General features: G+C 43.0%; 30 protein-coding genes. 14 read left to right on the forward strand and 16 right to left on the reverse strand.

All coding sequences use genetic code 11. From position 1 onward, the window contains the following. Positions 1-55: 55 nt before the first annotated feature. Positions 56-466, reverse strand: coding sequence for a ferritin-like domain-containing protein (locus K2225_RS05845; RefSeq protein WP_220583877.1), 411 nt, complete (start codon positions 464-466; stop codon positions 56-58). Positions 467-575: 109 nt separating this feature from the next. Between K2225_RS05845 and K2225_RS05850 the strand changes: the two genes are divergently transcribed. After that, positions 576-743 carry a hypothetical protein gene (locus tag K2225_RS05850; RefSeq protein ID WP_220583878.1) on the forward strand — a complete coding sequence of 56 codons (168 nt, stop codon included), beginning with the start codon at positions 576-578 and terminating at the stop codon, positions 741-743. 60 nt (positions 744-803) lie between these two features. Here the strand turns inward: K2225_RS05850 and K2225_RS05855 are convergent, their stop codons facing one another. Then, complete coding sequence (locus tag K2225_RS05855) at positions 804-1,085, reverse strand: metal-sensitive transcriptional regulator (RefSeq protein WP_174787809.1); 282 nt, start codon at positions 1,083-1,085, stop codon at positions 804-806. Positions 1,086-1,196: 111 nt separating this feature from the next. On the opposite strand from K2225_RS05855, the gene K2225_RS05860 reads away from it, so the two are divergent. Both K2225_RS05860 and K2225_RS05865 read left to right on the forward strand, forming a co-directional pair. Further along, the gene (locus K2225_RS05860) at positions 1,197-2,090 is read left to right on the forward strand and encodes a PucR family transcriptional regulator (protein ID WP_220583879.1); all 894 of its coding nucleotides are present in this window, start codon (positions 1,197-1,199) and stop codon (positions 2,088-2,090) included. 128 nt (positions 2,091-2,218) lie between these two features. After that, the gene (locus K2225_RS05865; RefSeq protein WP_220583880.1) at positions 2,219-3,316 is read left to right on the forward strand and encodes an ABC transporter ATP-binding protein; all 1,098 of its coding nucleotides are present in this window, start codon (positions 2,219-2,221) and stop codon (positions 3,314-3,316) included. 35 nt (positions 3,317-3,351) lie between these two features. On the opposite strand, the gene K2225_RS05870 is transcribed toward K2225_RS05865, so the two are convergent. The 3 genes from K2225_RS05870 to fumC form a co-directional block, all read right to left on the reverse strand. After that, positions 3,352-3,588, reverse strand: coding sequence for a hypothetical protein (locus K2225_RS05870; protein WP_220583881.1), 237 nt, complete (start codon positions 3,586-3,588; stop codon positions 3,352-3,354). 119 nt (positions 3,589-3,707) lie between these two features. Further along, positions 3,708-3,914 carry an alpha/beta-type small acid-soluble spore protein gene (locus K2225_RS05875; RefSeq protein WP_146814316.1) on the reverse strand — a complete coding sequence of 69 codons (207 nt, stop codon included), beginning with the start codon at positions 3,912-3,914 and terminating at the stop codon, positions 3,708-3,710. A 126-nt stretch (positions 3,915-4,040) separates the two neighbouring features. Next, positions 4,041-5,432, reverse strand: coding sequence for a class II fumarate hydratase (gene fumC / locus K2225_RS05880; RefSeq protein ID WP_220583882.1), 1,392 nt, complete (start codon positions 5,430-5,432; stop codon positions 4,041-4,043). A gap of 450 nt (positions 5,433-5,882) precedes the next feature. Between fumC and K2225_RS05885 the strand changes: the two genes are divergently transcribed. Then, positions 5,883-6,797 (forward strand): zinc dependent phospholipase C family protein, encoded by a 915-nt coding sequence (locus tag K2225_RS05885; protein ID WP_220583883.1) that lies wholly within the window; start codon positions 5,883-5,885, stop codon positions 6,795-6,797. On the opposite strand, the gene K2225_RS05890 is transcribed toward K2225_RS05885, so the two are convergent. Further along, on the reverse strand, positions 6,798-8,093 hold the full coding sequence (locus K2225_RS05890) for an MFS transporter (RefSeq protein WP_220583884.1): 1,296 nt from the start codon (positions 8,091-8,093) through the stop codon (positions 6,798-6,800). A gap of 102 nt (positions 8,094-8,195) precedes the next feature. On the opposite strand from K2225_RS05890, the gene K2225_RS05895 reads away from it, so the two are divergent. Further along, on the forward strand, positions 8,196-8,816 hold the full coding sequence (locus K2225_RS05895) for an NAD(P)-dependent oxidoreductase (protein WP_220583885.1): 621 nt from the start codon (positions 8,196-8,198) through the stop codon (positions 8,814-8,816). A gap of 39 nt (positions 8,817-8,855) precedes the next feature. On the opposite strand, the gene K2225_RS05900 is transcribed toward K2225_RS05895, so the two are convergent. The 3 genes from K2225_RS05900 to wrbA all read right to left on the reverse strand — a co-directional run bounded on the left by K2225_RS05900 (position 8,856) and on the right by wrbA (position 11,202). Continuing rightward, positions 8,856-9,698: a M15 family metallopeptidase gene (locus K2225_RS05900; protein ID WP_220583886.1), complete on the reverse strand. Its 843-nt coding sequence runs from the start codon at positions 9,696-9,698 to the stop codon at positions 8,856-8,858. Between the two features lie 243 nt (positions 9,699-9,941). Next, the gene (locus tag K2225_RS05905; protein WP_220583887.1) at positions 9,942-10,184 is read right to left on the reverse strand and encodes an IDEAL domain-containing protein; all 243 of its coding nucleotides are present in this window, start codon (positions 10,182-10,184) and stop codon (positions 9,942-9,944) included. A gap of 412 nt (positions 10,185-10,596) precedes the next feature. Beyond that, the gene (wrbA, locus tag K2225_RS05910) at positions 10,597-11,202 is read right to left on the reverse strand and encodes an NAD(P)H:quinone oxidoreductase (protein ID WP_146814329.1); all 606 of its coding nucleotides are present in this window, start codon (positions 11,200-11,202) and stop codon (positions 10,597-10,599) included. A 285-nt stretch (positions 11,203-11,487) separates the two neighbouring features. Between wrbA and K2225_RS05915 the strand changes: the two genes are divergently transcribed. Continuing rightward, positions 11,488-12,366: a cation diffusion facilitator family transporter gene (locus K2225_RS05915; protein ID WP_220583888.1), complete on the forward strand. Its 879-nt coding sequence runs from the start codon at positions 11,488-11,490 to the stop codon at positions 12,364-12,366. Positions 12,367-12,412: 46 nt separating this feature from the next. Here K2225_RS05915 and K2225_RS05920 read toward each other — a convergent pair whose 3' ends face one another. From K2225_RS05920 to K2225_RS05935, 4 genes are all read right to left on the reverse strand, one after another. Then, complete coding sequence (locus tag K2225_RS05920; RefSeq protein ID WP_220583889.1) at positions 12,413-12,946, reverse strand: GNAT family N-acetyltransferase; 534 nt, start codon at positions 12,944-12,946, stop codon at positions 12,413-12,415. Positions 12,947-13,029: 83 nt separating this feature from the next. Next, positions 13,030-13,482, reverse strand: a complete 453-nt coding sequence (locus K2225_RS05925; protein ID WP_167506185.1) for a hypothetical protein — start codon at positions 13,480-13,482, stop codon at positions 13,030-13,032. Positions 13,483-13,543: 61 nt separating this feature from the next. Further along, a complete protein-coding gene (locus K2225_RS05930; protein WP_220583890.1) occupies positions 13,544-13,837 on the reverse strand; it encodes an AzlD domain-containing protein in 294 nt (97 codons plus the stop codon). Beyond that, a complete protein-coding gene (locus tag K2225_RS05935) occupies positions 13,834-14,571 on the reverse strand; it encodes an AzlC family ABC transporter permease (RefSeq protein ID WP_220583891.1) in 738 nt (245 codons plus the stop codon). Before K2225_RS05935 ends, K2225_RS05930 begins: the two co-directional genes overlap by 4 nt. 424 nt (positions 14,572-14,995) lie before the next feature. On the opposite strand from K2225_RS05935, the gene nhaC reads away from it, so the two are divergent. Continuing rightward, positions 14,996-16,402 carry a Na+/H+ antiporter NhaC gene (gene nhaC / locus K2225_RS05940; RefSeq protein WP_220583892.1) on the forward strand — a complete coding sequence of 469 codons (1,407 nt, stop codon included), beginning with the start codon at positions 14,996-14,998 and terminating at the stop codon, positions 16,400-16,402. A 198-nt stretch (positions 16,403-16,600) separates the two neighbouring features. After that, positions 16,601-17,434 carry an MBL fold metallo-hydrolase gene (locus K2225_RS05945; protein WP_220583893.1) on the forward strand — a complete coding sequence of 278 codons (834 nt, stop codon included), beginning with the start codon at positions 16,601-16,603 and terminating at the stop codon, positions 17,432-17,434. A 16-nt stretch (positions 17,435-17,450) separates the two neighbouring features. Here K2225_RS05945 and K2225_RS05950 read toward each other — a convergent pair whose 3' ends face one another. After that, entirely contained in the window at positions 17,451-18,230 is a 780-nt protein-coding gene (locus K2225_RS05950; RefSeq protein WP_220583894.1) for a cobalamin-binding protein, read from the reverse strand. Positions 18,231-18,321: 91 nt separating this feature from the next. Between K2225_RS05950 and K2225_RS05955 the strand changes: the two genes are divergently transcribed. The 3 genes from K2225_RS05955 (at position 18,322) to K2225_RS05965 (ending at position 20,426) form a co-directional block, all read left to right on the forward strand. Continuing rightward, on the forward strand, positions 18,322-19,158 hold the full coding sequence (locus tag K2225_RS05955; protein WP_255574237.1) for an alpha/beta fold hydrolase: 837 nt from the start codon (positions 18,322-18,324) through the stop codon (positions 19,156-19,158). An 18-nt stretch (positions 19,159-19,176) separates the two neighbouring features. Beyond that, positions 19,177-20,028 (forward strand): hypothetical protein, encoded by an 852-nt coding sequence (locus tag K2225_RS05960; protein ID WP_220583895.1) that lies wholly within the window; start codon positions 19,177-19,179, stop codon positions 20,026-20,028. 200 nt (positions 20,029-20,228) lie between these two features. Then, positions 20,229-20,426, forward strand: a complete 198-nt coding sequence (locus K2225_RS05965) for a cold-shock protein (RefSeq protein ID WP_035510016.1) — start codon at positions 20,229-20,231, stop codon at positions 20,424-20,426. Positions 20,427-21,082: 656 nt separating this feature from the next. On the opposite strand, the gene map is transcribed toward K2225_RS05965, so the two are convergent. Next, positions 21,083-21,838: a type I methionyl aminopeptidase gene (map, locus tag K2225_RS05970; RefSeq protein WP_220583896.1), complete on the reverse strand. Its 756-nt coding sequence runs from the start codon at positions 21,836-21,838 to the stop codon at positions 21,083-21,085. Between the two features lie 87 nt (positions 21,839-21,925). After that, entirely contained in the window at positions 21,926-22,480 is a 555-nt protein-coding gene (locus K2225_RS05975) for a sugar O-acetyltransferase (protein ID WP_220583897.1), read from the reverse strand. An 88-nt stretch (positions 22,481-22,568) separates the two neighbouring features. On the opposite strand from K2225_RS05975, the gene K2225_RS05980 reads away from it, so the two are divergent. From K2225_RS05980 to K2225_RS05990, 3 genes are all read left to right on the forward strand, one after another. Continuing rightward, positions 22,569-23,072, forward strand: a complete 504-nt coding sequence (locus tag K2225_RS05980) for a GNAT family N-acetyltransferase (protein ID WP_220583898.1) — start codon at positions 22,569-22,571, stop codon at positions 23,070-23,072. A gap of 255 nt (positions 23,073-23,327) precedes the next feature. Then, positions 23,328-24,050: an ABC transporter ATP-binding protein gene (locus K2225_RS05985; RefSeq protein WP_220583899.1), complete on the forward strand. Its 723-nt coding sequence runs from the start codon at positions 23,328-23,330 to the stop codon at positions 24,048-24,050. After that, on the forward strand, positions 24,043-25,677 hold the full coding sequence (locus K2225_RS05990; protein ID WP_220583900.1) for a putative ABC transporter permease subunit: 1,635 nt from the start codon (positions 24,043-24,045) through the stop codon (positions 25,675-25,677). Before K2225_RS05985 ends, K2225_RS05990 begins: the two co-directional genes overlap by 8 nt. Positions 25,678-25,708 lie beyond the last annotated feature (31 nt).

The following is a 25,708-nucleotide window of genomic DNA, read 5'->3' on the forward strand; positions in this document are numbered from 1 at the left end:
AACGGTAAAACACCAAACAAAAAAGGCCTTGTATAAACATGGCCTTCTACAGGAATTATTTCAGTCTCCCATATATAGTACCGAACCTTGTCGCATGCTCCATCTCATCAGTCATGGCTGTAAATAACACATGATAAGCGAGAGGTGTTGGAATCATAAACAGCATTTCCCTATACATTTCGCGCGCTTTAAATTCATCTTGTTGCGCCCTGATTACACCACCTTCGAAGGATCGATAGCTGATTGTTTCGGGTTCAAAATGATGATATTTCCCCGTCAACTGGAAGTGGAGGTGTTGGAACATTTGATAATGTTTCAATTCATCATCTTCCGCATGCTTAATATAATCCCTGAACAACCGGTTGCTCGTATCACCTTTCAAACGGTTGTAAAAATCATGGTCTTTCCATTCTTCTTCAATTGCCCGTTGCAGCCGTTCAATAAAAGACTCCTGTTGTTTTTGCATTTGAACCCCTCCCTTCCTACTAGGATATGAAGGGAAAGGACAAGGTTATTCTCCTTGTCGGTTCATTGAATTTAAGTTTCCGGGCAAAATGAAAGAAGGAGGTGAACATATGGATAAGCACCATAAACAAGCAGCACCGGAAGGAAAGGATAAATTCGAACTTGACGTCGATCGGATGATCAATGAAGGGATGGCAGGTGGCACGATCAAACCTGTTCACGGGCATGAGCAAATTGGAGAAGCTCACGAAATTCCTGAGCAAAAAGAGGAAAAATGAAAAGAAAAAGCTGTCTCCTGTTTGCCTTTCATCGGACGAAACAGGAGACAGCTTTCTTCATTAGCGGCTTTTCACAATCATCTGAACAGCTTCATTAATCAACTCTTCCGCTGATTCGCCTTCCTCATGAGCATCACGAATACAGCCTTCTAAGTTTTTTGCAACGATATATCCAATCGCACGGTCCATCGCAGAACGTGCGGCTGACAACTGGGTAATGACATCTTTACAATCTTTATCTTCATCCATCATCTTGAGGACACCACGAACTTGACCTTCAATCCTTTTTAAACGATTTTTCGTTTCAGGACCGTAAATGCTTTTATCCTTCACTTGATCCAATTCCTTCTCCTCCTCTCTTCAGGTACAGAAGTTTTATACCTTCAACGCTTTGCGGATTTTGTCCATTGTATTACTATAATAGTAAATATCCAACCAAAAAGGAAGAGATTCATGTCAGTTGTAGACCAACTTAAACGATTATACCCTTCAATCACTATAAATAAACTAGGATTTGACAACCATACGGAATACAAATGGTTCCAAACTGAAAATGATGAAATCGTAGGTATTAAAAAAGATGAACTTGATCACCCATCTTCTGAATTGCTCTCGATCTTTCTCAAACCTTTAAGCTCAGAAGAATCCACCATGACAGAAAGGGAGAAGCAATGGTCATCATTCCTTTATAAAAAAGAAGAAACCCAGGAAATGGTGTGGCCGGTATCCTTTCGCTTTGTCCTTTTTTCCATCGAAGATGTGGAAGCAGAGAAAGCTATTGTAAAGGAAGCCCTTCAATCCCTATTCCCTCAAGAAATGCCTCTCTTATGGACATCGGACCGTGAGGGGATCATCATAGAAGAGATGTCATCTAAAGATCAGGAAATCATGGAATTCGAAGGCATGGCAGATGTATTAAGCAGTGATTTTTACACAGATATCCATTTCTTTATTAGTGAATTCACTTCTTCCCCGGAGGATGCCTCAAAAATATTGAAATGGGCCCAGCACGGAGCGGGAATTGCTAAAGAACATAAACTAGGATCCATGATTACCTATAAGGATATTGTCCCCTACTTATATATAGACGCACTTCCGGAAGAGGAATGGGAACATATCCGCAGATCCATCTTTAAGGACATCGAAAAGGACAAGGAATTATTACAGACCATCCGGATTTTCCTGGAATCAGGTTCTAATACGTCTCTAGCCGCTAAAAAACTGTATATGCACAGAAACAGCTTGCAATATCGAGTGGACAAATTCATTGAAAAAACGGGCCTGGATATTAAACAATTTGAGGGCGCGGTCATTACGTATCTCGCATTATTACACATGGAATACTGACAATCGACAAAGTGCACAAACAACCCTCTCCCATGTTTGTGCACTTTGTCCATTTACCGTTTTCAGAAACTTCGATACACTGTAATCAATCAAGAAAGCGATTTCAATTTTTCTAGGGGGATTTAAAAATGGCAGAAATTAAACTGAACAATATCGATAAAGTCTATGATAAAAGTGTGAAAGCAGTCGATGATTTCAACTTACACATTAAGGATAAAGAATTCATCGTATTCGTCGGTCCTTCCGGTTGCGGAAAATCTACGACACTTCGTATGATTGCTGGTCTTGAAGAAATTACGAATGGAGATTTCATGATTGATGAAAAACGCATGAACGATGTAGCTCCAAAAGACCGAGACATCGCGATGGTGTTCCAAAACTACGCTTTGTACCCGCATATGAACGTATATGACAACATGGCTTTTGGTTTGAAGCTACGTAAGATGGATAAAAATGAAATTGAAAAACGTGTAAATAATGCGGCGCAAATTCTTGGTCTTGAAGCCTTACTTGACCGTAAACCGAAAGCGCTGTCAGGTGGTCAGAGACAGCGTGTTGCTCTTGGTCGTGCGATTGTCCGAGATGCAAAGGTATTCTTGATGGACGAGCCTCTTTCCAACCTTGATGCAAAGCTACGTGTTCAGATGCGTGCGGAAATCCAGAAGTTGCACCAACGTCTTCAAACAACGACAATCTACGTCACGCACGACCAGACAGAGGCGATGACGATGGCAACACGACTTGTCGTTATGAAAGACGGTGTGATCCAACAAGTAGGTGCACCGAAAGATGTATATGACAAACCTGAGAACGTTTTCGTCGGCGGGTTCATCGGTTCCCCGGCTATGAACTTCCTGAATGGAAAGCTTGCCGATGGCCACATTGAACTTGGAGAAGTTAAGATCGCTGTTCCTGAAGGAAAAATGAAGCCTCTTCGCGAACAAAACTATATCGGAAAAGAAGTCATTCTTGGTGTAAGACCCGAAGACATGCATGATGAACCTGTGTTTATTGATGCAAACCAAGACAAGAAAATCACAGCGGACATTGAAGTAGCAGAATTGATGGGATCTGAGTCCTACTTATATTCCAAACTGAATGATCAGGACTTCATCGCACGTGTAGACTCCCGTTCTGACATTAATGGTGGGGATCAGATTACATTGGCCATTGATATGAACAAAGTTCACTTCTTTGATAAAGACTCTGAATTACGTATCCGCTAAAAAAATAAAAACGCAGCCTTGTTGGCTGCGTTTTTTTATGTGGCTTGAATATCATTCAGACCACAATCTTCGCAAACAAATAAATGAACGCATTCCTCAGTGATAGATGAATTCAAGTCACCATCTACAAGGTCTGTATATTTTTGATCAAGATAAGGGCTATAATCATCCAAGAAATCCGTGACACGCCCTTGATCTTTCATCGTTCCTTCACATTTCGGGCAGGGCCTTTCAGAGGCTGCCCATCCATTGCATACACCACATTCTTGCATTGCTCGCCACTTCTTTCAAAACGATCTAAAGATGTCATTCTTCGTGCAACGTATGAATGCTTCAAGACATCCAAAAAATAAAGAGGAAGGGCGCACCCTTCCTCCTTCGTCACAAGTATTTATTTGTATTGTTGTCCGCCGAACTGTTGCTCAGCCATTTGGACAAGACGCTTAGTGATCTCACCACCTACAGAACCGTTAGCACGAGCTGTAGAGTCAGCACCAAGTTGTACGCCAAATTCTTGTGCGATTTCGTATTTCATTTGGTCTAGAGCTTGTTGTACACCAGGTACAACCAACTCATTTGAACTGTTGTTGTTAGCCATGTGTCTCACCTCCTGTCTTGTGTAATCGTAGTATGGGTCGGTCTGGTTGTTTTTATGTCAAAAAAACAGGTGGTAATTACTGGAGAAATTATATTAGGCTAATAAACATGGCTAACAACAAAAAAATCACTTCGCGTTCGGCTTTGTCATCGCTTTAGGATCCACATACTCCTCAAATTGATCTTCCGTGAGAATACCAAGCTCAACTGATGTTTCTTTCAATGTTTGATCTTTTTCAAAAGCTGTTTTTGCGATTTTGGCTGCATTTTCATATCCAATATGAGGGTTAAGAGCTGTGACTAGCATTAAGGAATCACGAAGATACTTTTCAATTTGTTCATGATTCGGCTCCAGTCCGCTCACACAACGTTCGTCGAAAGAAACAATGCTGTCTGCGAGAAGTTGGGCAGACTGCAAGAAATTATAAGCGATCACTGGTTTAAATACGTTCAGTTCAAAGTTCCCCTGACTCGCCGCAAAACCAATCGTAGCATCATTCCCCATAACCTGAGCCACAACCATTGTGACAGCTTCGCTTTGTGTAGGGTTCACTTTACCCGGCATAATGGAACTCCCCGGTTCATTGGCTGGAATGGTAATTTCACCAATGCCGCAACGCGGACCACTCGCAAGCCACCTCACATCATTGGCTATTTTCATAAGATCAGCAGCCAAGGCTTTCAAAGCGCCATGCGTGTGGACGAGTTCGTCATGGGAAGTAAGCGCATGGAATTTATTCGGTGCAGAAATAAAGCCTTTTCCTGTTGCCTCGTTAATTTGAGCCACTACCTGCTCGGAAAAATCTTCGTGGGCATTCAATCCCGTACCCACTGCGGTCCCACCGATGGCAAGCTCTTTTACGTATTCCGTGCTTTCAATAAGCATTTTTTCTGTTTTTTCTAGCATGCGGTGCCAACCACTAATTTCCTGACCAAGTGTCAATGGAGTGGCGTCCTGTAAGTGAGTACGGCCGATTTTAACGATATCGTTAAACGCTTCCATTTTTTCTTGTAATGTATGTTTGAATTGGATCAAGGCTGGAAGAACGACATCCTCGATCTTTCTGACCGATGCAATATGCATCGCTGTCGGATAAGTATCATTCGAACTTTGAGATTTATTTACATCATCATTCGGATGGAGACGTGTTTCACTACCTTTCTCCTCCAGCCATTGGGAACCGACGTAAGCGATAACTTCATTCACATTCATGTTCGATTGCGTCCCGCTCCCTGTCTGCCAGACGACAAGAGGGAAATGCTCGTCAAGTTCTCCAGCAATAATGAGATCCGCTGCATAAGCGATAGCGTCTGCTTTTTCCTCTTCAAGCAACCCAAGTGCTGCATTTGCTTTGGCCGCGCTTTTTTTTAGGATCGCAAAGCCCTCGACAACTTCTTTCGGCATTTTTTCATCGCCGATGGGAAAGTTTTGTTTACTTCTCTGTGTTTGAGCTCCCCAAAACTTTTCGCTCGGTACTTTGATTTCTCCTATGGTATCTTTTTCAATGCGATAATCCATGAATATCCTCCCTTTGATCAAATCATTGCATGCCCTTTCATTGTATCAAGAATCTTTTGAACAATCACCAGAAGCTCTCTCTTTTTGACAATTTTCTTCAAGTCACAAGTCTGATTATTTACATTTTTCAGATATTTATGTATAATGAATCCATCAAGCAAAGGTACATATCGTCCTTCCTTGCTTGATCTCTCAAGTGGGTAATAAGTGGTGAAAAGAGCCTTTGCAAAAAGGCTCTTTTTTATGGATCCACAATATCATTAAAGCTCCCTTTACTTGAAGACTCAGTTTCGAGAAGTGTTGAGTGGATGAGGGCTACGGGGAATAGCTCGCTTCCCAACCACCCCTGACGCCCAACAAGGCAACGAACCCTGGAAACATCTCGAAACTGAGTCTTCAACAATTCTGCCAGTTAGCGGAACAAATTCTTATAAAGAATGGAGAATGAAGATGCCTAATATATGGACACATATACTGTTTGTGGACCAGTTATGCGAGGAGCTTGAAAGGGAAGACCTTTTAGAAACTTCTTCAGCCCCTTTACATATGGGAGCCCAGGGTCCTGATCCGTTTTTTTATCATAACTTCCTGCCTTTTCTACCAGACAAAGAGGTAGCCAAAATCGGGATGCTGATGCATACGGAAAATTGCGGTCCCTTTTTATTGGATATGATTGAACGAGGAAAGTCAGAGAAAAACTCATTACAAGCCTTTATTCTGGGCTTTGCAAGCCACCATGTACTTGACCGCCATACTCATCCTTACATTCACTATCATGCAGGCTATGAAGAAAATAAACACCAAGAACTTGAAGTACTCTTAGATACAGTCATGCTCGCACGTGAGAGGAATCTAGAAACATGGAAAAACCCTGTCCATAAGAAAATAAAAATCGGAAAGCAAATCCGTCCCATTTGTTCATTTATGCATTCTTTACTTTCCGATCATTATCCTGAAGTCACGACCAGACATAGGAAAAAAGTGATTCAAGAATCTTTCTCCCATATACAGGCGGCTCAAAGGGTGTTGTATGACCCTTGGAAGTGGAAGAATCGATGGTTTGGAGCACTCGTATCTTCGTTCTCCCATCAGCCCATTAATAAAAATAGAGATTTCTTGAATGAGAGCCATAAGGAGTGGTACCACCCTGCAACAAAAGAAAAACGTACGGAATCCTTTTTGGATTTATATAAACAAGCGAAGAACGAAGGCATCCTTCTATTTCAATATATTTTCGAGTATTGGAAAACAGGTTCCCCGGGGACTTTGGATCACATAAAAGAAATTGTTGGAAACATTTCGTATGATACCGGTGAGCCCCTTGAGAAAATGCTGGTGAACCAGTACAGTCAACCGATTGTGTAACTACGAACGAATGACGGATTCATCTTCTGAGCGGGTGTAGGCCTCCGCCTGCTCTACCCCTTTTTCTACATCAAGCAAATATAAAAGGACCATACCAACAATAAAGAAGAAAACGAGCGATAGAATCCCAAGACGGCTCGATCCTGTTAATTGCCCGACAAGTGCGAAGGCAAACGGTCCAAATATGGCAGCGAATTTTGAAGAGATCCCGTAAAAACCGAAAAACTCCGCATGACGGTCTCCTGGAACCATTCTTCCAAAAATGGAACGGCTTAAAGCTTGAGCGCCGCCTTGAACGAAACCTACGCACACAGCCAGGATGTAAAAATGAAGGGCCGATGTCATAAAATACCCAAGTGCTACGATGACCAAATAAATAGACAATGATACCATGAGTGCACGTTTAGGCGTTATTTTCCCTGCCAGCCAACCGAAGAAGAATGTGCAGGGAATTCCAACGAATTGAGTGATGAGTAAAGCTGTAATCAGAGAAGTGCTATCAATCCCAATATCCCTTCCGTAAATCGTGGCCATTTTTATAATGGTAGAAATCCCATCGTTATAAAGCCAAAACGCCAATAAAAAGATGAGGAGCTGCTTAAACTGCTTCAATTCTTTCCATGTCCGACCAAGCCGCTGAAAGCCGATGGACACATAAGAGCGTTCTCTTTCTTGCTGGGTCTTCTTTTCCTCTACAATGTTTTTCATGAGGGGGATGGAAAAAATAAACCACCAAAGCCCAACAGATACAAAAGCAAGTTTCGTACCGACCAAGGTATTCGGAAGCCCGAACCACTCATACTTCATAATCATGAGCAGGTTGATGGCAAGCAGGACCCCACCCCCGACATATCCTAACGTAAATCCAGCTGCAGAAACCCGGTCTATATCTTCCTCTTTAGCCACTTCCGGTAAAAAGGCATCATAGAACACATTCGCACCTGAAAAACCAATCGTACCCACGATTAATAATATCGAGGCAAAGATGAAATCCCCTTCCCCGACAAAGGCAAGCAAGACGCTGGAAATCATACCCATATAGGCAAAGAACATCAAAAAACTTTTCTTCGCTGCGGAGTAATCACTGATTGCCCCAAGAATTGGAGCAAGAATTGCAACGATTAAAACGGCTATGGATTGGGAATATCCCCAATAGCTTGCAGCCAAAGATTCTTGAACACCTTTAGCTGCTACATCATAATAGAATACAGGTAACACAGCAGCCATGATGGTCGTTGCAAAAGCTGAATTAGCAAAATCATAGAGCATCCAGCTCCAAACGGGTTTCCTTTTCATGGTCATAACCCCCATCAATACTCTTTTTTAGACAAGCATAGCAAAAGATTTTCAAATTTTACGTATTCAAAATCAAACTTTACAATTCTTTGAGGTGGTTTAATGAAACTTGCAGTATTCGGTGGCACAGGAAGAGTCGGATCTGAAATTGTACGATTAGCATTAGGTGATGGGTTGGAAGTAAAAGCCCTTGTTCGTGATGAAAAACAGGCGATGGAAGTTATTCCTGGAGTGGAGTTCGTAATTGGCAATGCGAAAAATGAAGAGGACGTCAAAAAGACCATTGCCAGTTGTGATGCGGTGATCAGTGCCTTGAACACAGATAAAACAGACACACTATCAAAGAGTTCCCTCTTAATCGTTAAAGCGATGAAAGAAGAAGGGATCAAGCGTATCGTCACAATCGGAACGGCAGGCATTCTGAACAGCAGGTTCGAAAAAGGGAAATACCGCTACCAGACCAATGAATCCAAACGAAAGAAAACATTTGCAGCAGAAGAACATGTTAAAGTATATGAAGCTTTACAGAAAAGTCAGCTGGACTGGACCATCATCTGCCCGACTTATTTGCCTGATGGAGAACGACACGGCAATATCCGATTTGAGCGTGATTTACTCCCGGAAGACGGCAAAAAGATTACCGTGGCAGATACAGCATTCTTTGCTTATGAAGAATTAAAAAAGAAAGAATTCTTAGCTCACCGCGTTGGTATCTGTTATTAAAAAAAAGCCATTTCTCTCTTCATGGAGAAATGGCTTTTTTTATTCAGCCGAAGGGTAAAGACCAAAAAACTCCTCTAACGTTACGGCCTGTGCATGGACATCTGAAGAGACCTCTTTCCCTACGTACCTCAAATGCCAGGGTTCATACATGTAACCTGTGATATCTTTGGCCCCTTCTCTATAACGGATGATAAATCCGTACTCATGGGCGTGCTCGGCAAGCCATTCTCCCTCTGTTGTTTTACCGAAGGATTGCTCCAGTTTAAATGCTACCTGAGCAGAAGTAACATCCATAGCTAGACCTGTTTGATGTTCGCTCGTACCAGGCTGAGCTGAGAATGTATCTGTTTCCTCTTTGCCATAAACTTCTACATTTCTTTCATAAATCCTTTTTTGACGCTCATAGGAACGGTAGCCTGAAGCTGCTACTAACTCAATTCCATCCTCTTCAGCAGCTTCGAAAAGTTCTTCTAATGCACGAGCTGCTTCTTCTCTCATCTGTTTTTTCGGGTGGTCTTCTTGGAAATAAAAAGGTACATTTGGGACAGTCAAATCTTCGGGCACATAATCACCCGGCAGCTTCCTGTTTTTGTTGACGACCACCTGTAAACTATCGGGGTCTCCTACTTCGACTGTTCCGTCCTCCAAAACTTTATCTTTTTCCGTCTTAGCAGAGGGTGAATCTTTCTTCTGGTCCGTAGGTGCCTGCTCTTTTCCTTCACCTGAAGAGGTGTGATCTTCCTTCTCAGAAGCGTTCTTTTCCGCCTCTTTTTGGGAAGACGCGGGAGCATCTTCTTTCGCCTCTTGTTCGTCCCCCGATGATGCGAGAGAACAAGCAGTCAAGCTGAGACATAATAATGTTAAAATCCATACTTTTTTCAATTGTATTACCTTCCTAGTCTATGATGGTACCCTTACTATAACATTCACAGAAAGATGTTGTATATCTGATCCTTGTCATAAAGCTGTTTTCCTAAAACTCAGTCATTTACTTCTTGATTTGTAGCAGACAGTTCCTTGACGAGTTCTTTCTGGGCATAGGAGAGCTTTCCTATCCATATTTTCCTCCTTCTTCATGACCTAAAACTTCGCAAAAAAAACCGCTGCATCAGCAACGGTTCTATCTTATTCCCATGTAAAGGGTTGATATTGAAAACTTAAACGTTCGAATTCATCGCGGTCATCGTTATCAATGGCCTGATTGATTTCCCTATCTAGCCGTTCCTTATTAAACTGATAACTTAGTTGATCTAAAAGCAGACGTGAGGCTAACTGTATTCCAAAGGACAACTCTCTCTTTGCCGTAATCTCTTTCCCTTTGTACTCGGGGTGGCGACGGATAACATAATCAATCTTTTGCTTTCTCATGAGACTACCCCCTTCATGCTTTTTTTCATTATGCAGGATATAATAGAATTTCGCAACAAGTTTTCTGAATATTTAGTATTATGTTTCCCATATTTAAAAATTTTAAACCTCTCAGCCCTATTGCCAGAGGGGTTCGTCATGATTTACTTTCGCAAAATAGTTACTAAATCCCTAAAAGAGTTCTGTGAGAACTTCGATATTCTCGAAAAATATAAGATTCACTCACTTATCGATGTCACATTTAGAAGAAAGAATAGCCATGATAGGCTTTTCACCATAATACTCCCCAAAAATCCCTCATTCCTCAAACTTCCTATATAATACCCCGATCGTTCTCAATACTAATTTCATGGAAGCTCTTTATAAAAAAAGAGTATGAAACTCAAAAGGTCCCATACTCTTCACTCTTTATTTAGTTAATGAATTTACTTGCCACATCTATTGTACGTTTCACTTGATGACGTACACCGTCTTCTACTTCTTCTTTCATATTCCCTTCTCCATCTACGCTTACACTCGTACCGTATGGGTTTCCTCCAGAAGCGAACACGGCATCATCCGTGTAACCTGGAGCAGCAATGATGGCACCCCAATGGAACATTGTAGTGTAAAAGTTCAAGAGAGTTGCTTCTTGACCACCGTGTACGTTTTGTGCAGATGTCATCGCACTGACCACCTTGTTCACAAGTTTTCCTTGGAACCATAGTCCGCCCGCCTGATCCATAAATTGTTTCACTTGGCCTGGAACGTTACCAAAGCGGGTAGGTACACTGAATATTACAGCGTCCGCCCAATCAAGGTCGTCAATTTTAGCCTCTGGAACTACATCTTTTGTAGCTAAGTAATGTTCTTTCCATGCAGGATTCTGTTCAATTGCTTCCATAGGAGCTAACTCTGGGACACGTACCAGCTTCACTTCTGCCCCTTCTTGTTTAGCTGCATCTTCCGCCCATTGCGCCATTTTGTAGTTCGTACCTGTAGAACTGTAGTAAATGATCGCTAATTTTACGTTTGCCACTAAAATCTCTCCTTTTGCATACTATTGGAATCCAAGAATGCCTGTTTATTGTTTCCTAAGATACGATCAGGATTCACAGATACTATATACCCGCTTGAATTAAAACTCAAACTCAAGAATCTTAAATTCGAGATATTTTATAAATCTTTACAATAACTCCATATTAAGCTTTTTTGCGTATAGGCAATTAACATGAACATGGAAAGCTTTTTTTCTCTAGACCCACTGAACTTCTATTTGGTAAGCTATATCAAGCCTAATTGATCGATCTGGAGGTAAAAGTCCATGAATGACTATGCAAATTTGAAAAAAGGGGAACGTGGGGCTTGGGTAAGTATTATTGCATACCTTGTCCTTGCAACAACAAAATTGATTATCGCCTCCATAGGAAACTCTGAAGCACTCAGAGCAGATGGGTTAAACAATACGACTGACGTCATTGCATCCGTGGCTGTTTTGATCGGGCTGAAAATTTCCAGGAAGCCACCGGATGAGGATCATCATTACGGACATTTCCGCGCAGAAACGATTGCATCTCTCATCGCAGCCTTTATTATGATGACTGTCGGAATTGAAGTGATCATCGGTACGGTTCAGGATATTATCCAACAAAAAGCCAGTGAGCCTTCAATGCTCACGGCATGGACGGCTTTAGTGGCAGCCTTTATTATGTATGGTGTTTACCGGTACAACTTGAATTTATCGAAGAAAGTGGATAGCAATGCTTTATATGCGGCTGCTCAGGATAATCGGTCAGATGCTTTAGTAAGTGTCGGAGCAAGCATCGGTATCTTCGGTTCTCAGTTCGGCATTTTCTGGTTGGATCCTCTTGCCGGCTTGGTTGTTGGCCTCATTATTTGCAAAACAGCTTGGGACATTTTTGTCGACGCCACCCACAGCCTGACGGATGGTTATGATGAAGAAGGAATTGAACACATTCGTGAAAGCATATCCGATCATCCCGACGTTTGGGCCGTTAAAGATGTCAAAGCACGGATGCAGGGAAATAAAACACTTGTCGAAGCTACGATTCACGTAAACCCTGATATTACTGTCCAGGAAGGTCACGAGATCACTGATGAAGTAGAAGAACGATTAGAAAAAGAAAAAAATATCAGTTACGCCCACATCCATATTGAACCCTACGAAGAAGAAGAAACATAAAAAGCCTGCCGTTGACGGCAGGCTTTTTTGACAGATATCATCCCGTTTATGCCAGACGGTCGGTCAGGCTTTTCAACTCACCCCAACCATAAGCCGTCTCTTCATAAGTTCCTTGACCGATTGTGACTCTTTCGGCCTCTACAGGATCTGCTCCATACTTTATGTAAAATTGACTGGAAGGGTTATTGGTCAGTACCCATACAAGAAGGGACTGATAGCCAGCTTCAAGCATCCCATTTGAAAATACCCGGAGCATTTCTTTGCCATACCCCTTCCCCTGATACTCATCCAGCAAGTAAATCGCATAGATTTCCCCGTCATAGCCATAGTTCTTTGTCCTTTCTTTTCCACCAGAAACAAAGCCGACGACTTCCCCATGATCATTTTCAATCACATAGGCAATTTGACCATTTACAGGAGTTCTAAGAACCGTTTCCCAAAGCGCAATCCGATGTTCAACCGTCGTATTGCTTAAATCCCTCTCATCGATTAAATCTTTATATGTTGATTTCCAACTCTTCACATGAATTTCAGCGATCGTTTCAGCATCCTCAAAGCGGGCAGCTCTTACTTCAGGCATATGGATCGTCCCTTCTTCCTCTAATTACTTTCTATTGTAACAAAAAGATGATGCCAAGGGTGGCATCACCTTTTATTTGCGGTTTATCTACATTGGAAACTAGAAATTTGTCGTGTATCGAAGCCAGTATAAACCCACTGACGGCGACGGCGCTGCCAACGGTATCCGGCTACAGAAGTGCGGCCGATGAATGTCGGGTAGAACCAAAACGAGCGACCGTTAACGAGAGTGATCCATGTGTATCGATAGAGGCAGCCATATAATGACCCTGGGTCTACAGCAAACAGGGAAGCCCCTTGTGAACTAGGCGGCTGATCCGGTGGGGGTGGAAGCTGGATGCCAGGACCACCGGGCCCACCCGGTCCTCCGGGTCCTCCAGGTCCTCCGCCAAATGGCGGCTGTCCTTGCCCGCCTCCAAAAGGTGGTCCACCTGGGGGAGGTCCAGGAGGTGGTTGGCCCGGGCCGAATTGCCCCCCTTGATTTGGGGTTGGAAATCCGAAAATCTGCCCGAAAGGAAAACCAAATTGTCGGTGCATAACGATCAATTCCTTTCTCGGAAGTATCCCTATACGATATGCACCTTCTGGGCAGGTGTGATTATAAAGTCATTAAGAATACAGAGGTAATCGCTCCAAGTACAACGAAGATGATATGGACATTCAACCATGCCAGTAAAATACCTACCAAACCTGCAATCACACCAATTTGAGGTGCATCAGGCTTCACTGACATAATTCCTGGAAAAATCAGTGCTCCGAGAGCAGCATAAGGAATGGCGTTGAGCCATCGGTCCACCCATTTAGGAAAAGTGACAAAACCTACAATCAATGCGGGTAAAAACCTCGGAACAGCTGTGACTACGGCCATCCCGATAACCATCCAAATGATCATTCTGTCACCTCCTCATCCTCAAGAATCCAAACTCCGCTGAAGCCTGCAAGAACAGTGCCCATAACAATGGCCCAGCCTTGAGTCATTCCCCAAGTTTGACAAATAAAATTAATCAACATGGCGAGTACAGCGATGCCGGCAATTTTAAAATTCTTTTTTACGGAAGGAATCAGGAGTCCAATGAACATCGCATATAAGGCTACCCCCATGCTGTCACTTAACCTCGCCGGCATAACATCACCTAAAACACCACCAAGATAAGACCCTCCCACCCATGATAAATAAGCGGTCAATATTAAAGAAGCATAAAAGAAGCCTCCATATTTCTCTCTTGCTTCATCCTTATACAGAGCGGACATCGTGAAAGTTTCATCCGTCAAACCTAAGGAGAGAGGAAGTTTTGCTTTCAGGGCCACACCTTTCAAACGGTTGACGAAAGATAAACTCATGACAAAATGCCTGAAATTCAGAACAAATGTAGCAATAATGATTTCGATCATCCCTGTCCCTGCCGCTACCATCCCTACCGCTAGAAATTGAGCAGCGCCAGCGAACACAAGGACACTCATCAATGTAAGCTCAAGATTCGTCATACCCGTCCGACTCGCTAAGACTCCATAAGTCAAAGCGATTGGTAAATACCCCAGCATGATCGGGAAACCCGCAATCATCCCTTTTCTAATCATATGTATACGAGTAGAAGAAGCCGTTGTGCGAATAGCTTGTGGTTCCATCCTTCCTCCCCCTGTCCATCCAAATTTCCACTATTATACACAACGAGCGGTACATTTTGAAGCAAAGCCTTGCAAAAAAATTCGTTGACATCTCATGAAAAATATTCTATGATGAACTCACATTACTTCACTGCTTAAAAGCGTTTAAGTAAAAAAGAATAGATCGTATCATGAATTCCGAAGTAGATGGTTCGAGAGCAGCAGAACAGAGACCAAGTGGGTGGTGTGAACTTGGGCCTCCTTCCATCGAATTACAGAATTCCAGACCAAGTGATACACCAGCAGAGTGGGTAAAGAAATTTACCAACAAGGGTGGTACCGCGGAGTGAAAGCTTCGTCCCTGTTTGTTCAGGGGCGGGGCTTTCACTTTTTTTATAAACCAGCCCAGAAAGTACAGAATAATAAACATTGAGGGGGAATTCATATGCTTCACCTGCAGCCAAAAAAGCTACCAGGCATCATTGAATCAACATTGCTATTACTTGTAACCATTGGAATGATCAGTTATTTCATTATTGAAGTACAAACCGTTCCACATATCCCGATCCTGATCGGAATCCTTATTATGATCGCCTATGGGTCCTTGAAAAAAATGAGCTTTAAAGATCTACAGTACGGGATGACTCAAGGAGCGCAGACAGGAATGGGGGCTGTCCTGCTATTCTTTGTCATTGGTGTCCTCATTGCGACCTGGATGGCAAGCGGAACCATTCCTGTATTGATGAATGCAGGTTTTCTTCTAGCTGGAGGCCCATGGTTTTTAGCGATTGTATTTGCTGTAACAGCTGTTGTCGGTGTTGCCTTAGGCAGCTCATTCACAACAGCAGCGACGGTTGGGGTAGCGCTCATTGGTGTCGCTCAATCGATGGATGTATCCTTAGCCATGACAGCTGGAGCCATTGTATCCGGGGCATTCTTCGGTGACAAAATGTCCCCCCTATCCGATACGACCAACCTGGCATCAACGGTTGTTAAAGTCGACTTGTTTGACCACATTAAAAACATGGCCTGGACAACGGTTCCTGCTTTTGTGATTACTTTTATCCTGTTCATGATTCTGTCTCCAGATGGAAGACCAGACGTTGAGCAACTGAACACCTTCCAAGCCGGTCTTAGTGAAACAGGCTTGATGCACTGGACCTCATGGATTCCATTGGCTTTACTTGTGCTTATGACAGTCACTAAACGCCCGGCTTTTCTATCCCTTGCCATCAGCAGCATTGTCGCCACACTAATCGCCGGCTTCCGCGGTGTCCTGGAGTGGGGCGCTCTCTTCGGGACATGGTTTGACGGCTTCCAGGGAGATTCCGGGAATGATATAGTCAACGAACTTTTGACACGAGGTGGAATGAACGGCATGCTCTTCACGGTATCTCTAGTTATTCTTGCCCTAGCTCTTGGGGGACTGTTCTTTGTTACCGGAATCATTCCTTCGATTTTGACCCGCGTACAGGAGTCGTTAAAATCGGCAAGATCCGCTACGCTGTCCACTGCGTTTACAGCAATAGGAATCAACATTGCCATTGGTGAACAGTATTTGTCCATCTTGCTTACAGGAGAAGCTTACCAGGACATTTATGAAAAAGCAGGACTAGCAAGGAAGAACTTATCCAGAACTTTAGAAGACGCTGGAACCGTCATCAATCCGCTTGTACCTTGGAGCGTGTGTGGTGTCTTCTTATCAGGTGTACTCGGTGTACCTGTTCTTGAATACCTTCCATTTGCTTTCTTCTGCCTACTCAGTCCGTTACTCACCATTTTATTTGGAATAACGGGGAAAACACTGACCCCAAAGCAAGCAAAGGTTCAGCCACTCGATAAAGCGAATTAACAGATAAAAAACCGTCTCTTTCCATAAAGAGGCGGTCTTTTTGTTCCTTTCTTCATATAAAGCCTGGCACCTGAAGACCATGTTGTGATGCCTGGCACCAGCATGAACGGACCAGTCCTAATTAACAAAAGGACGGTGAATAATTCGCCTACTCTGACTTACACTAAATAAAAACAATGGGATATTGAGGTGATGAGCATGGACCAAATAGAACGTGGGGATCAGTCGAACGAAGAATATCATATGGGGCATGCAGAAGCGGAACAAGTATTAGATGATATCGCCTTTTACCGTACGCTGATTGTCAATGTTATCTTTATTGGTAAAGAGGGTGCTGATGATTGGGTCCTCATAGATTGTGGAATTGGTCATTATTGTAAACGGATTATGGAAGCAGCGGAAAAGAGATACGGACGAGCAAAACCGAAAGCCATTATTCTAACGCATGGCCATTTCGATCATGTTGGGTCAGCAAAACAATTGGCACAGGAATGGAAGGTCCCCATTTATATTCATCCGATGGAGATGGATTATGTCACAGGTAAACGAGATTACCCTGTAGGGGATGCAACCGTCGGGGGTGGGCTATTTTCACTTTTATCGCCGTTCTTCCCCACTCACCAGGCCGATTTAAGTAAATACATCCATCCGCTTCCAAACGATGGGTCAATCCCTTTCCTTGAAGAGTGGCGCTTTATTCACACTCCAGGACATACACCGGGACATATCGCCCTGTTTCGAGATAAGGACAAGACTCTCATTGCCGGAGATGCATTCATTACAGTCAAACAGGAATCAAGTATGGCTGTGTTTATTCAACACCAGCACGTGCATGGTCCCCCTGCCTATTTCACTCATAACTGGGAGGAAGCAGAAAAGTCAGTCAAAGAACTCGCCTCTCTTCATCCTTCCGTAGCCATTACCGGTCACGGGCTACCGATGGAAGGAGAACTTCTCTCAAAACAATTGAACGACCTCGCCGCTAATTTCAAAGACTTAGCTGTCCCGAAACATAAACGGAAGCTTCACTAAACAGCAAGTGAGTTCCTCACTTGCTGTCTTTATGTTTAACCACAGCAGAAATTTTCCTTAGACCTTCCAATAAACGTGGACTTGGCCGGCAAAAAAGGGATTCTTCCAGGACATGTATATGATCGTGCTTTACTGCTCTAAGTTCCGACCACCCTGGTCTCTTCTTAATGAGGACAGGATTCATTTTTTCTTCCTTTACCCCTACCCACACCATACATATATGATCAGGATCGCGTTTTTTCACTTCCTCCCAATCCGTTTGAAAGCTGGCTACTTCCTGATCACAGAAGAGGTTAACCCCGCCAGCAAGTTCACTGATTTCATTCAGCCAATTCAACTTCCCCGGTGTGAATACCGGTTTCGGCCACCATTCCCAATATAAAGAAGGCTTTTCCTCTCTCTTTTTGGACTGGTGTCTGAATTCATCGATTTCTCTCAGAAAAGCATCCGCATGATGATGGCTTTTTTCTTCCACTCCAATCGCTTTCCCTACACGACGAATATCTTCAGAAATCTCATATAACGTATTCGGATTCAATATGATATAGGGCAGGCCGTATTCGTCCAACCCTTCAATATTCTTTTCCATTCCAGGGACAGACAAGGATGCTAAAACAAGGTCCGGCTTCAGAGAAGCGACCTTTTCGATATCAATGGATAAATCCGGACCAAGCTTCGGAAGGTGTTCCACTTCTTCAGGATAATCAGAATAATTATCGACACCAACCAACAGGCGGGTCTGCCCAAGATAAGCGACAATTTCAGTATTGCTTGGACAAATCGACACAATTCTCATTTTTTAACCTCCTTTTTCAGAATCGTCTGATGTTTCATTTTCTTTCATTATAGCTTATATTGAATGTATGGAAAAACGAAGAGAGAAAGGGATGAACCCATTGACGACGATGCTCCTCGATACATCCAAAGGAATAGTGGAGTTTACATATAAAGGGTCCGGCCCTCCTGTTTTGTTATTGAAAGGTGGACACTCCACAAGGGATACAGACTTATCTCACAGCAGTCTGATTTATGAAGGTTTTTCGTTACTCACCATTTCTCGTCCCGGCTACGATTATACAGAGCTCTCCACAGGCCGCACGCCCGAGGATTTTGCCGATACAATTGTCGAAGTACTTGACCATCTCCAACTTGAAAAAGTGAATGTCATCTCTATATCGGCAGCTGGTCCTACAGGCATCGCTTTAGCCGTTCACCACCCAGACCGTGTGGACCGCTTGCTGCTTGAAGCAGCGCTCCTCACTTCGTGGGAAAGGGATATAAAAAAGAGAGCCACGGTCCTTTTTGGACCAGCAGAGAAATTTGTTTGGAGCAGTCTCCGAACCATGCTGAGATTCTTTCCTGACTTGGTGTTAAAACAATTGCTTGCTGATTTGACAACAGAGAATGTTGAAGATTACTTGGATAACCTTACCCCTAATGACCGCCGTTTCATTTTGGATATGCTTGCGACTTCCCAGTCCGGAAAAGGGTTTATTACAGATCTTGACCACAAAACCCCGGATATTAGCGCCATCCAGGTCCCTGTTCTTGGTATGTATTCACAGAAGGATCGCAGTGTGCCGTATACAAATGCTCTATTGTTGAAGTCTTCCGTGCCTGAATGCGAGATTTATGAAGTCGACTCCGATAGTCATTTGATTTGGATAGGTAAAGATGCTCACACCGTTTGGAAGAAACGCCTGGAATTCTTAACTAAAACTTAAACATACGGAGGGATCATCATGGATGATGTCAAATGCAAACAAATGTTGGATCGTTTCCTTACGTTTTATGACCAAGCCTCCCAAACACCCTTGCACAAACGCTATGAGTTATGGACCGATCAGTACGATTTTCCCTACACCCCGCCCGGCTATCAACAAGGACAATTAGCTAAAGAAATGATTGAATACGCATGGAATAGATACGAACAAGTCTATGACAAAATCCAATATTTCGATATTGGACCTCTAGAAGTGAATGGTTATGTAGATTCCATAAAACAAATTCTCCACTGTACCTCGCCTGTAAGAATGACCGTCATGTTTTTTGTAGGAACTTTTGAAACCGATCCATTTATTATGGAGAAGAACCAGCATTACACCCTTTGCTTCCCTGTCGAACTCACATCCAGTAGGACTCGATTAATTCAAGAACTAACCCGCGTCGTCCACTGTGCCCAATCCGGACTTGCCCCAAGCCATACAAGAACACTAGGGCAGTTGATCTTCCAGGAAGGGATGGCAGCCCACACGACCGAAGAAGTTCTTGAAGAGAGTGGGATGATCGACTTCCCATTATGTTGGGAACAGGAGAAATGCAGCCGCGAACCAAACCGTGTCATGATGAACATCCAACCGCACCTCCACCGCACCGATTATGAAGCCCTTTATTCGTTTACAAAAGGCACAGGCGCTTCTGGTTTCGAAAAAGAAGCCAATTACACGGGCTACCTAATCGTTGAACATTTATTAGAACAAGGACGCCCTCTCTATGACCTAGCTCGTATTCAAAATACTGAGGTGGATGCCATTGTAGAGAAGGCTTTATTCTCCTTAATGAATCAAGCCTACCTCACACAGACCCAGGAGTGAACATTCCCAGTAGTTGGGAAAACTTTTTCTTCACAGGGCTTTCATTCCTTTAGGCCATCTGTTATACTAAGGTTAATTATTCGTTGTTCGATCAGATTCATGCAAGAGAAGATGTTTCGAAAGATGTCGTCTTGATGGAACTTGAAAAGAGCAAGAATAGTAATACAATGTGGAATTTTTCCACGCAGGAGGTAACGTACATGGTTGAAGGTACAGTAAAATGGTTTAACGCAGAAAAAGGTTTTGGATTTATCGAAGTAGAAGGTCAAGACGACGTCTTCGTACACTTCTCTGCTATTCAAGAAGAAGGTTTCAAGTCTCTTGAAGAAGGACAAGTTGTAACTTTCGAAATTGAAGAAGGTCAGCGTGGACCACAAGCAGCTAACGTTCAAAAATAAGAACGTATGAAAAACTCCCCTTTATAGGGGAGTTTTTTTATTACCCAAATAAAACAACCTTCCTTCACTAACGCTCCCGTTTGTTGAAGACTCATTTTCGAGACTTTTGTTGAGTGGATGGGGCTGCGGGGAATAACTCGCTTTCCGCGGGAGCGCGGTGAGCCTCCTCGGACTGCGTCCTGTGGGGTCTCACCCTGCACTTTTTTCCCGCAGGAGTCTCGCCATTCCCCTCCGCCCCTTTGCCAAGGAAGATCCTCGAAACCACTACCAAAAGGTCAGCTCATATAATTATGGGAAGTAGGTTATAGAACACCTCCATAACACTTAAAAGCCTAATCCACAGCGCTTTATACCTCTAACAGTTGGATAATGGAAGACCCTCCAACTTGGTACAAGGGCTCGTTTCTCCCTTACATTGAAAGGGGTGGTTGGGAAGCTGCGAGACTCCCGTGGGAGAAAGGATATAGGCGAGATCCCTTAGTGCTCAGACCGCCGGAGGAAGCTCGCCACTCCCCCACAGGAAAGCGAGGTGCTTCCCAGCCACCCTCACGCTCAAAATCGCAACGACCCCCGAAAGGTCTCGAAACTGAGTCTTCAAGAATCCTGCCATATTCATCAATAAAAAAAGAAGGCTCAATGGAGAGCCTTCTTTTTGCTTATTCTTCGTCTTGTTCAGTTAGAATGAAAGGTCCTTCTTTTGTAATGGCAATGGTATGCTCATATTGGGCAGAAAGCGAACCGTCGATGGTACGAGCTGTCCAGTTGTTTTCATCCATCTGGCTGCCCCATGCTCCAATGTTAATCATTGGTTCAATCGTAATGACCATACCCTCTTTCAGGCGTGCTCCTTTTCCCGCAGCACCAAAGTGAGGAATATAAGGATCTTCATGAATGGAATCACCAATACCGTGTCCTGTGAAGTCACGGACTACAGAATAGCCTTCTCCTTCTGCATAGGACTGGATGGCATGACCGATATCGCCAATGCGGTTCCCAGGAACAGCTTGCTCAATCCCTTTATAAAGAGAAGTCTTTGTTACATCCATTAACTTTTGTGCTTCTTCACTAACCTCACCTACTGCATGAGTCCACGCTGAATCTGCAAGGAAACCATTCAGGTTAACGACCATATCAATGGTTACGATGTCGCCTTCATTCAATTTTTCCTGGCGTGGGAATCCATGACAGATTTCATCATTGATGGAAGCACATGTTGTAAATTCATACCCCTGGTACCCTTTCTGTTCCCCAGTGGCTCCACGTTCAGCTAAGTACTTTTCAACGAAATTCTCAATTTCCATTGTAGTTACTCCAGGTTTAATGAACGTGCGCAATTGTTTATGAACACTTGCAAGAAGCTTTCCTGCTTCGTGCATCTTTTCGATTTCTCTTTGACTCTTACGTTTGATCATTTGCTCAATCCTCTCTTTTTCTATTACGTATGCATGTATCCTCTAGTATGATAACGAAAAATTGGAGGAACGACTACCCTTTCAAATTCAGTCTACTCTTCGAATTTCCTTCGCAGGGTTACCAGCTACAAACACGTTCGGCGGGATATCCTTCGTTACCACTGCTCCTGAGCCAATTACGACATTATCTCCAATGGTCACTCCTGGGTTGATGACAGCACTTCCTCCAATCCAAACATCATCACCAATGGTAATCGGTCTGCCTGACTCCAACCCACTCGCCCTTGTTTCTCGATCCATTGGATGAGTGGCCGTGTACAATTGAACATTCGGACCAATCAGTACTCTTCGCCCGATACGAATCTCACATACATCCAGAAATACGCAGTTGCAATTAGCAAAAAAACCGTCCCCTACATGAATATTGTAACCATAATCACAATAAAATGGGGGTTCGAGTCCCATCTCCCCTTCAATCGTTCCGAAAAGGTCTTGTATGAGCTGCTTACGATAATGGTCTTCTGTATCTTTCGTCTGGTTCAATTGGTACGTCAATTGCTTTGCGCGTGACCGTTCCATCATTAACTCATCGTCCCAGGATTTATACAATTCGCCTGCCAGCATCTTTTCCTTTTCAGTCATGAGATCACCTCAGTCATTGGATACGTTCTCTCTTTACTTTACCATAGTTTTTCGCTAGTCTAGGAACAACCGAAGGAGGTTATTTATTATGCAAGTACGCGAATTGAATCAATCCGATGCCGAAGAATATTACCGTTTAAGACTGGAAGCGCTACTTACCAATCCTGATGCGTTTATCACTACATATGAACAAGAAAAACAAAGGCCTAATCCCATTATGACGATAGCACAAAGACTGGAAAGTGAAACTTCCCGGACGTTCGGGCTTTTTGTTAAAGAGACGCTCGCAGGGGTTGTTACCTTAGTGAAAGAAACTCACCCAAAGTTTTCCCACAAAGCTTCCATCCTAGCCATGTACATAACCAAAGATCATAGACGAAAAGGTGGCGCAGAACTCTTAATCAACGAATTGATTCAATTTGCGCGTGCCATTGAGCTTGAGGTCCTTCATTTGAGCGTGGTTACAGATAATCACCCAGCAAAGGAATTGTATAAAAAACTCGGCTTCCAAACGTACGGCACAGAGGTAAAAGCCATCAAATTACCAGGCCGCTATTTAGACGAAGATCATATGGTCCTCTTTCTAAAATGATTGAACAAATATCATGTTCTTTTCGTAGAAGCTCCCTTTACTTGAAGGCTTAGTTTCGAGACTTTTGTTGAGTGGATGGGGTGATGGGGAAGCAACGACCCCCGTATCATCTCGAATTCAATCCTTCCGTAATCCTGCCATATACTTTAATAACGGAAAATAAACCATAAATCGTTGGGCGTTGGAAAATTGAAACATTCCTCCCTGCTCTTTCGTACAGAAAAGAGAAAAGCAACTTAGGTAAAGGGTGAAACTATGATAGAAATCAATCGTATCTCTAAAAGTTTTGCAGGAAAACAAGCAGTGAAAGACCTGGACCTCTCTGTTCCGGATGGTAAAATCTTTGGCTTTCTCGGCCCGAACGGGGCTGGAAAATCAACGACCATTAAGATGATGACAGGGATTTTGCCCATTGATGAAGGTTCAATCATTATGAATGGCATCGATGTGGCGAAAGAACCGATGAAGGCCAAGCATCAATTTGGGTATGTTCCGGACCGGTCAGACATATTTCTCAGGTTAAAAGGAATTGAGTACCTCAATTTTATCGCTGATGTTTTCGAAGTTCCTAAAGATATCCGCAAAGAAAAAATTGAGCATTTGACCAAAAGCTTCGGCATTTATGAGGCTTTGAATGATCATATCCAGACCTACTCCCATGGAATGAGACAGAAGATTGTAGTTAGTGGAGTACTGCTTCATGATCCAGACGTATGGATTCTAGATGAACCGTTAACGGGCCTGGATCCGAAGTCCTCCTACACATTGAAGGAAATGATGCGAGACCATGCTAGGAGAGGGAAGATCGTCTTTTTTTCCACACATGTTTTAGAAGTAGTGGAACAGTTGTGTGATGAAGTCGCAATCATCAATAATGGCCATGTACAGTTCAAGGGGAATATGGCTGAGATGAGACAGCAATTCAAAGATGATGATAATTTGGAGCAATTGTTCCTGGAGTTGACACAAAATGAATAAAGCATGGAAATTGATGCGTGTCATGGTCAAAATGCAGTTGTCCATGGCTAACAAAAGCAGCATGGAAATTTTCGGGTTTGTTGTTATTGGTTTAATGATGATCCCGTTCGGCCTGCTCATCTTATTTTTTATTCAAGGAATTATTGGAAACATGTATGCAGCCCTGGAACCACTAGGAAACGAAGGGGTCATTCTCGGATTATTGTTCGTGATGATGACTTTTATTTTCTGTTTCACAAGTATAGGAACCGTTCTCAGTTCTTTTTACTTCGCGGAAGATGTGGAGTCCTTTATTTCATTACCTTTTCAACCGTATCAAATCTTGTTCGGGAAATCAGCGGTTCCATTTCTATCGTTATATGGTTTGAATACGATCTTGCTGCTCCCTTCCCTCGTTTTTTATGGGTTACATAGCGGAGCAGGAGCTCTATATTACCTATTAGCGATAATTGTATGGGCTTTGACACCGATTATACCTTTCGTTTTAACTGCTATCGTCCTGATGTTTATCATGCGTTTCGCTAACATATCAAAAAATAAGGATCGTACGAAAGTTCTTGTTGGGCTACTTGGGTTTGCCTTTGCCATCGGAATTAATGTACTGCTACGATTAGATTCTGGCACAGGCGATGTCGCGGAAATGTTAACACAGCAAAACGCTCTTCTTGAACTTGTTACAAAATTCTTCCCCACTGCTTACTTCAGTAGTATTGCATTGACAGATATAGGGTCCTGGACTGGAGCTTTTTACTTCCTGCTGTTTGTCGCCTTATCTCTAGGAGCGATTGTGTTATTTCTTACAGTCGGACAAAAGTTATACTTTAAAGGTGTATTAGGTTTATCTGGCGGGAAGCGCAGTGAGTTTGACGAAGAAAAAGTTCAGAAGCATGTGAAGCAGCAGTCCCTACTAACGAGCTTATGGCAAAAAGAAATGCGTATCATCTTCCGAACACCGACATTCTTCACACAAATTGTCGTACAGAGTCTTTTCTTTCCTGTATTCTTGATTATTGTCATGATGTTGGACCCCAATGGACCTTTGACAGGATGGGGCACGCAGCTCAGTGAAATAGAAGGAAAGAAAGTCATTCTCGGGATGTTCGGGATCACAGTTGTGACATTAGGAATCAATCCAGCCTCCTTCTCTTCTATTTCTAGAGATGGAAAGAGCTGGTTCAACCATTTATACTTACCAATTCCATCATCAACGGTCATTTTAAGTAAGCTGCTCGTTTCATTCTTTATGAATTTTCTTTCCATACTTCTTTTAAGCTTAGCCTCGTTAATCGTACTTAAAGTACCATTTACCATATGGCTGCTCTGGTTTGTTATTTCTTTAATTACTGGCTGGGTCGCAAGCATCGCTGGACTTATGATCGACTTGTACAGTCCAAAGCTGAATTGGACGGATGAGAGAGAAGTTTTCAAAGGAAGGTTTATTGGAATCGTCCCCCTAGCACTGGAAGTGGCAGTCTTCGGGATCATCATTTTTATTTTGTGGAATAGTGGTCTCGAAGGGATATGGACTGTGAGCAGTGTACTGATCCTTATATTGTTCATCATTACTATCATTTCCCAATATTTCTTAAATCGTATGGTTGAAAGAAAATACTATAAAATTGTTTAAAACATTAAAAAAGCTCTGAGTAAAACTCAGA

The organism is Halobacillus sp. Nhm2S1 (assembly GCF_019599545.1).
GTDB lineage: Bacteria > Bacillota > Bacilli > Bacillales > Halobacillaceae > Halobacillus.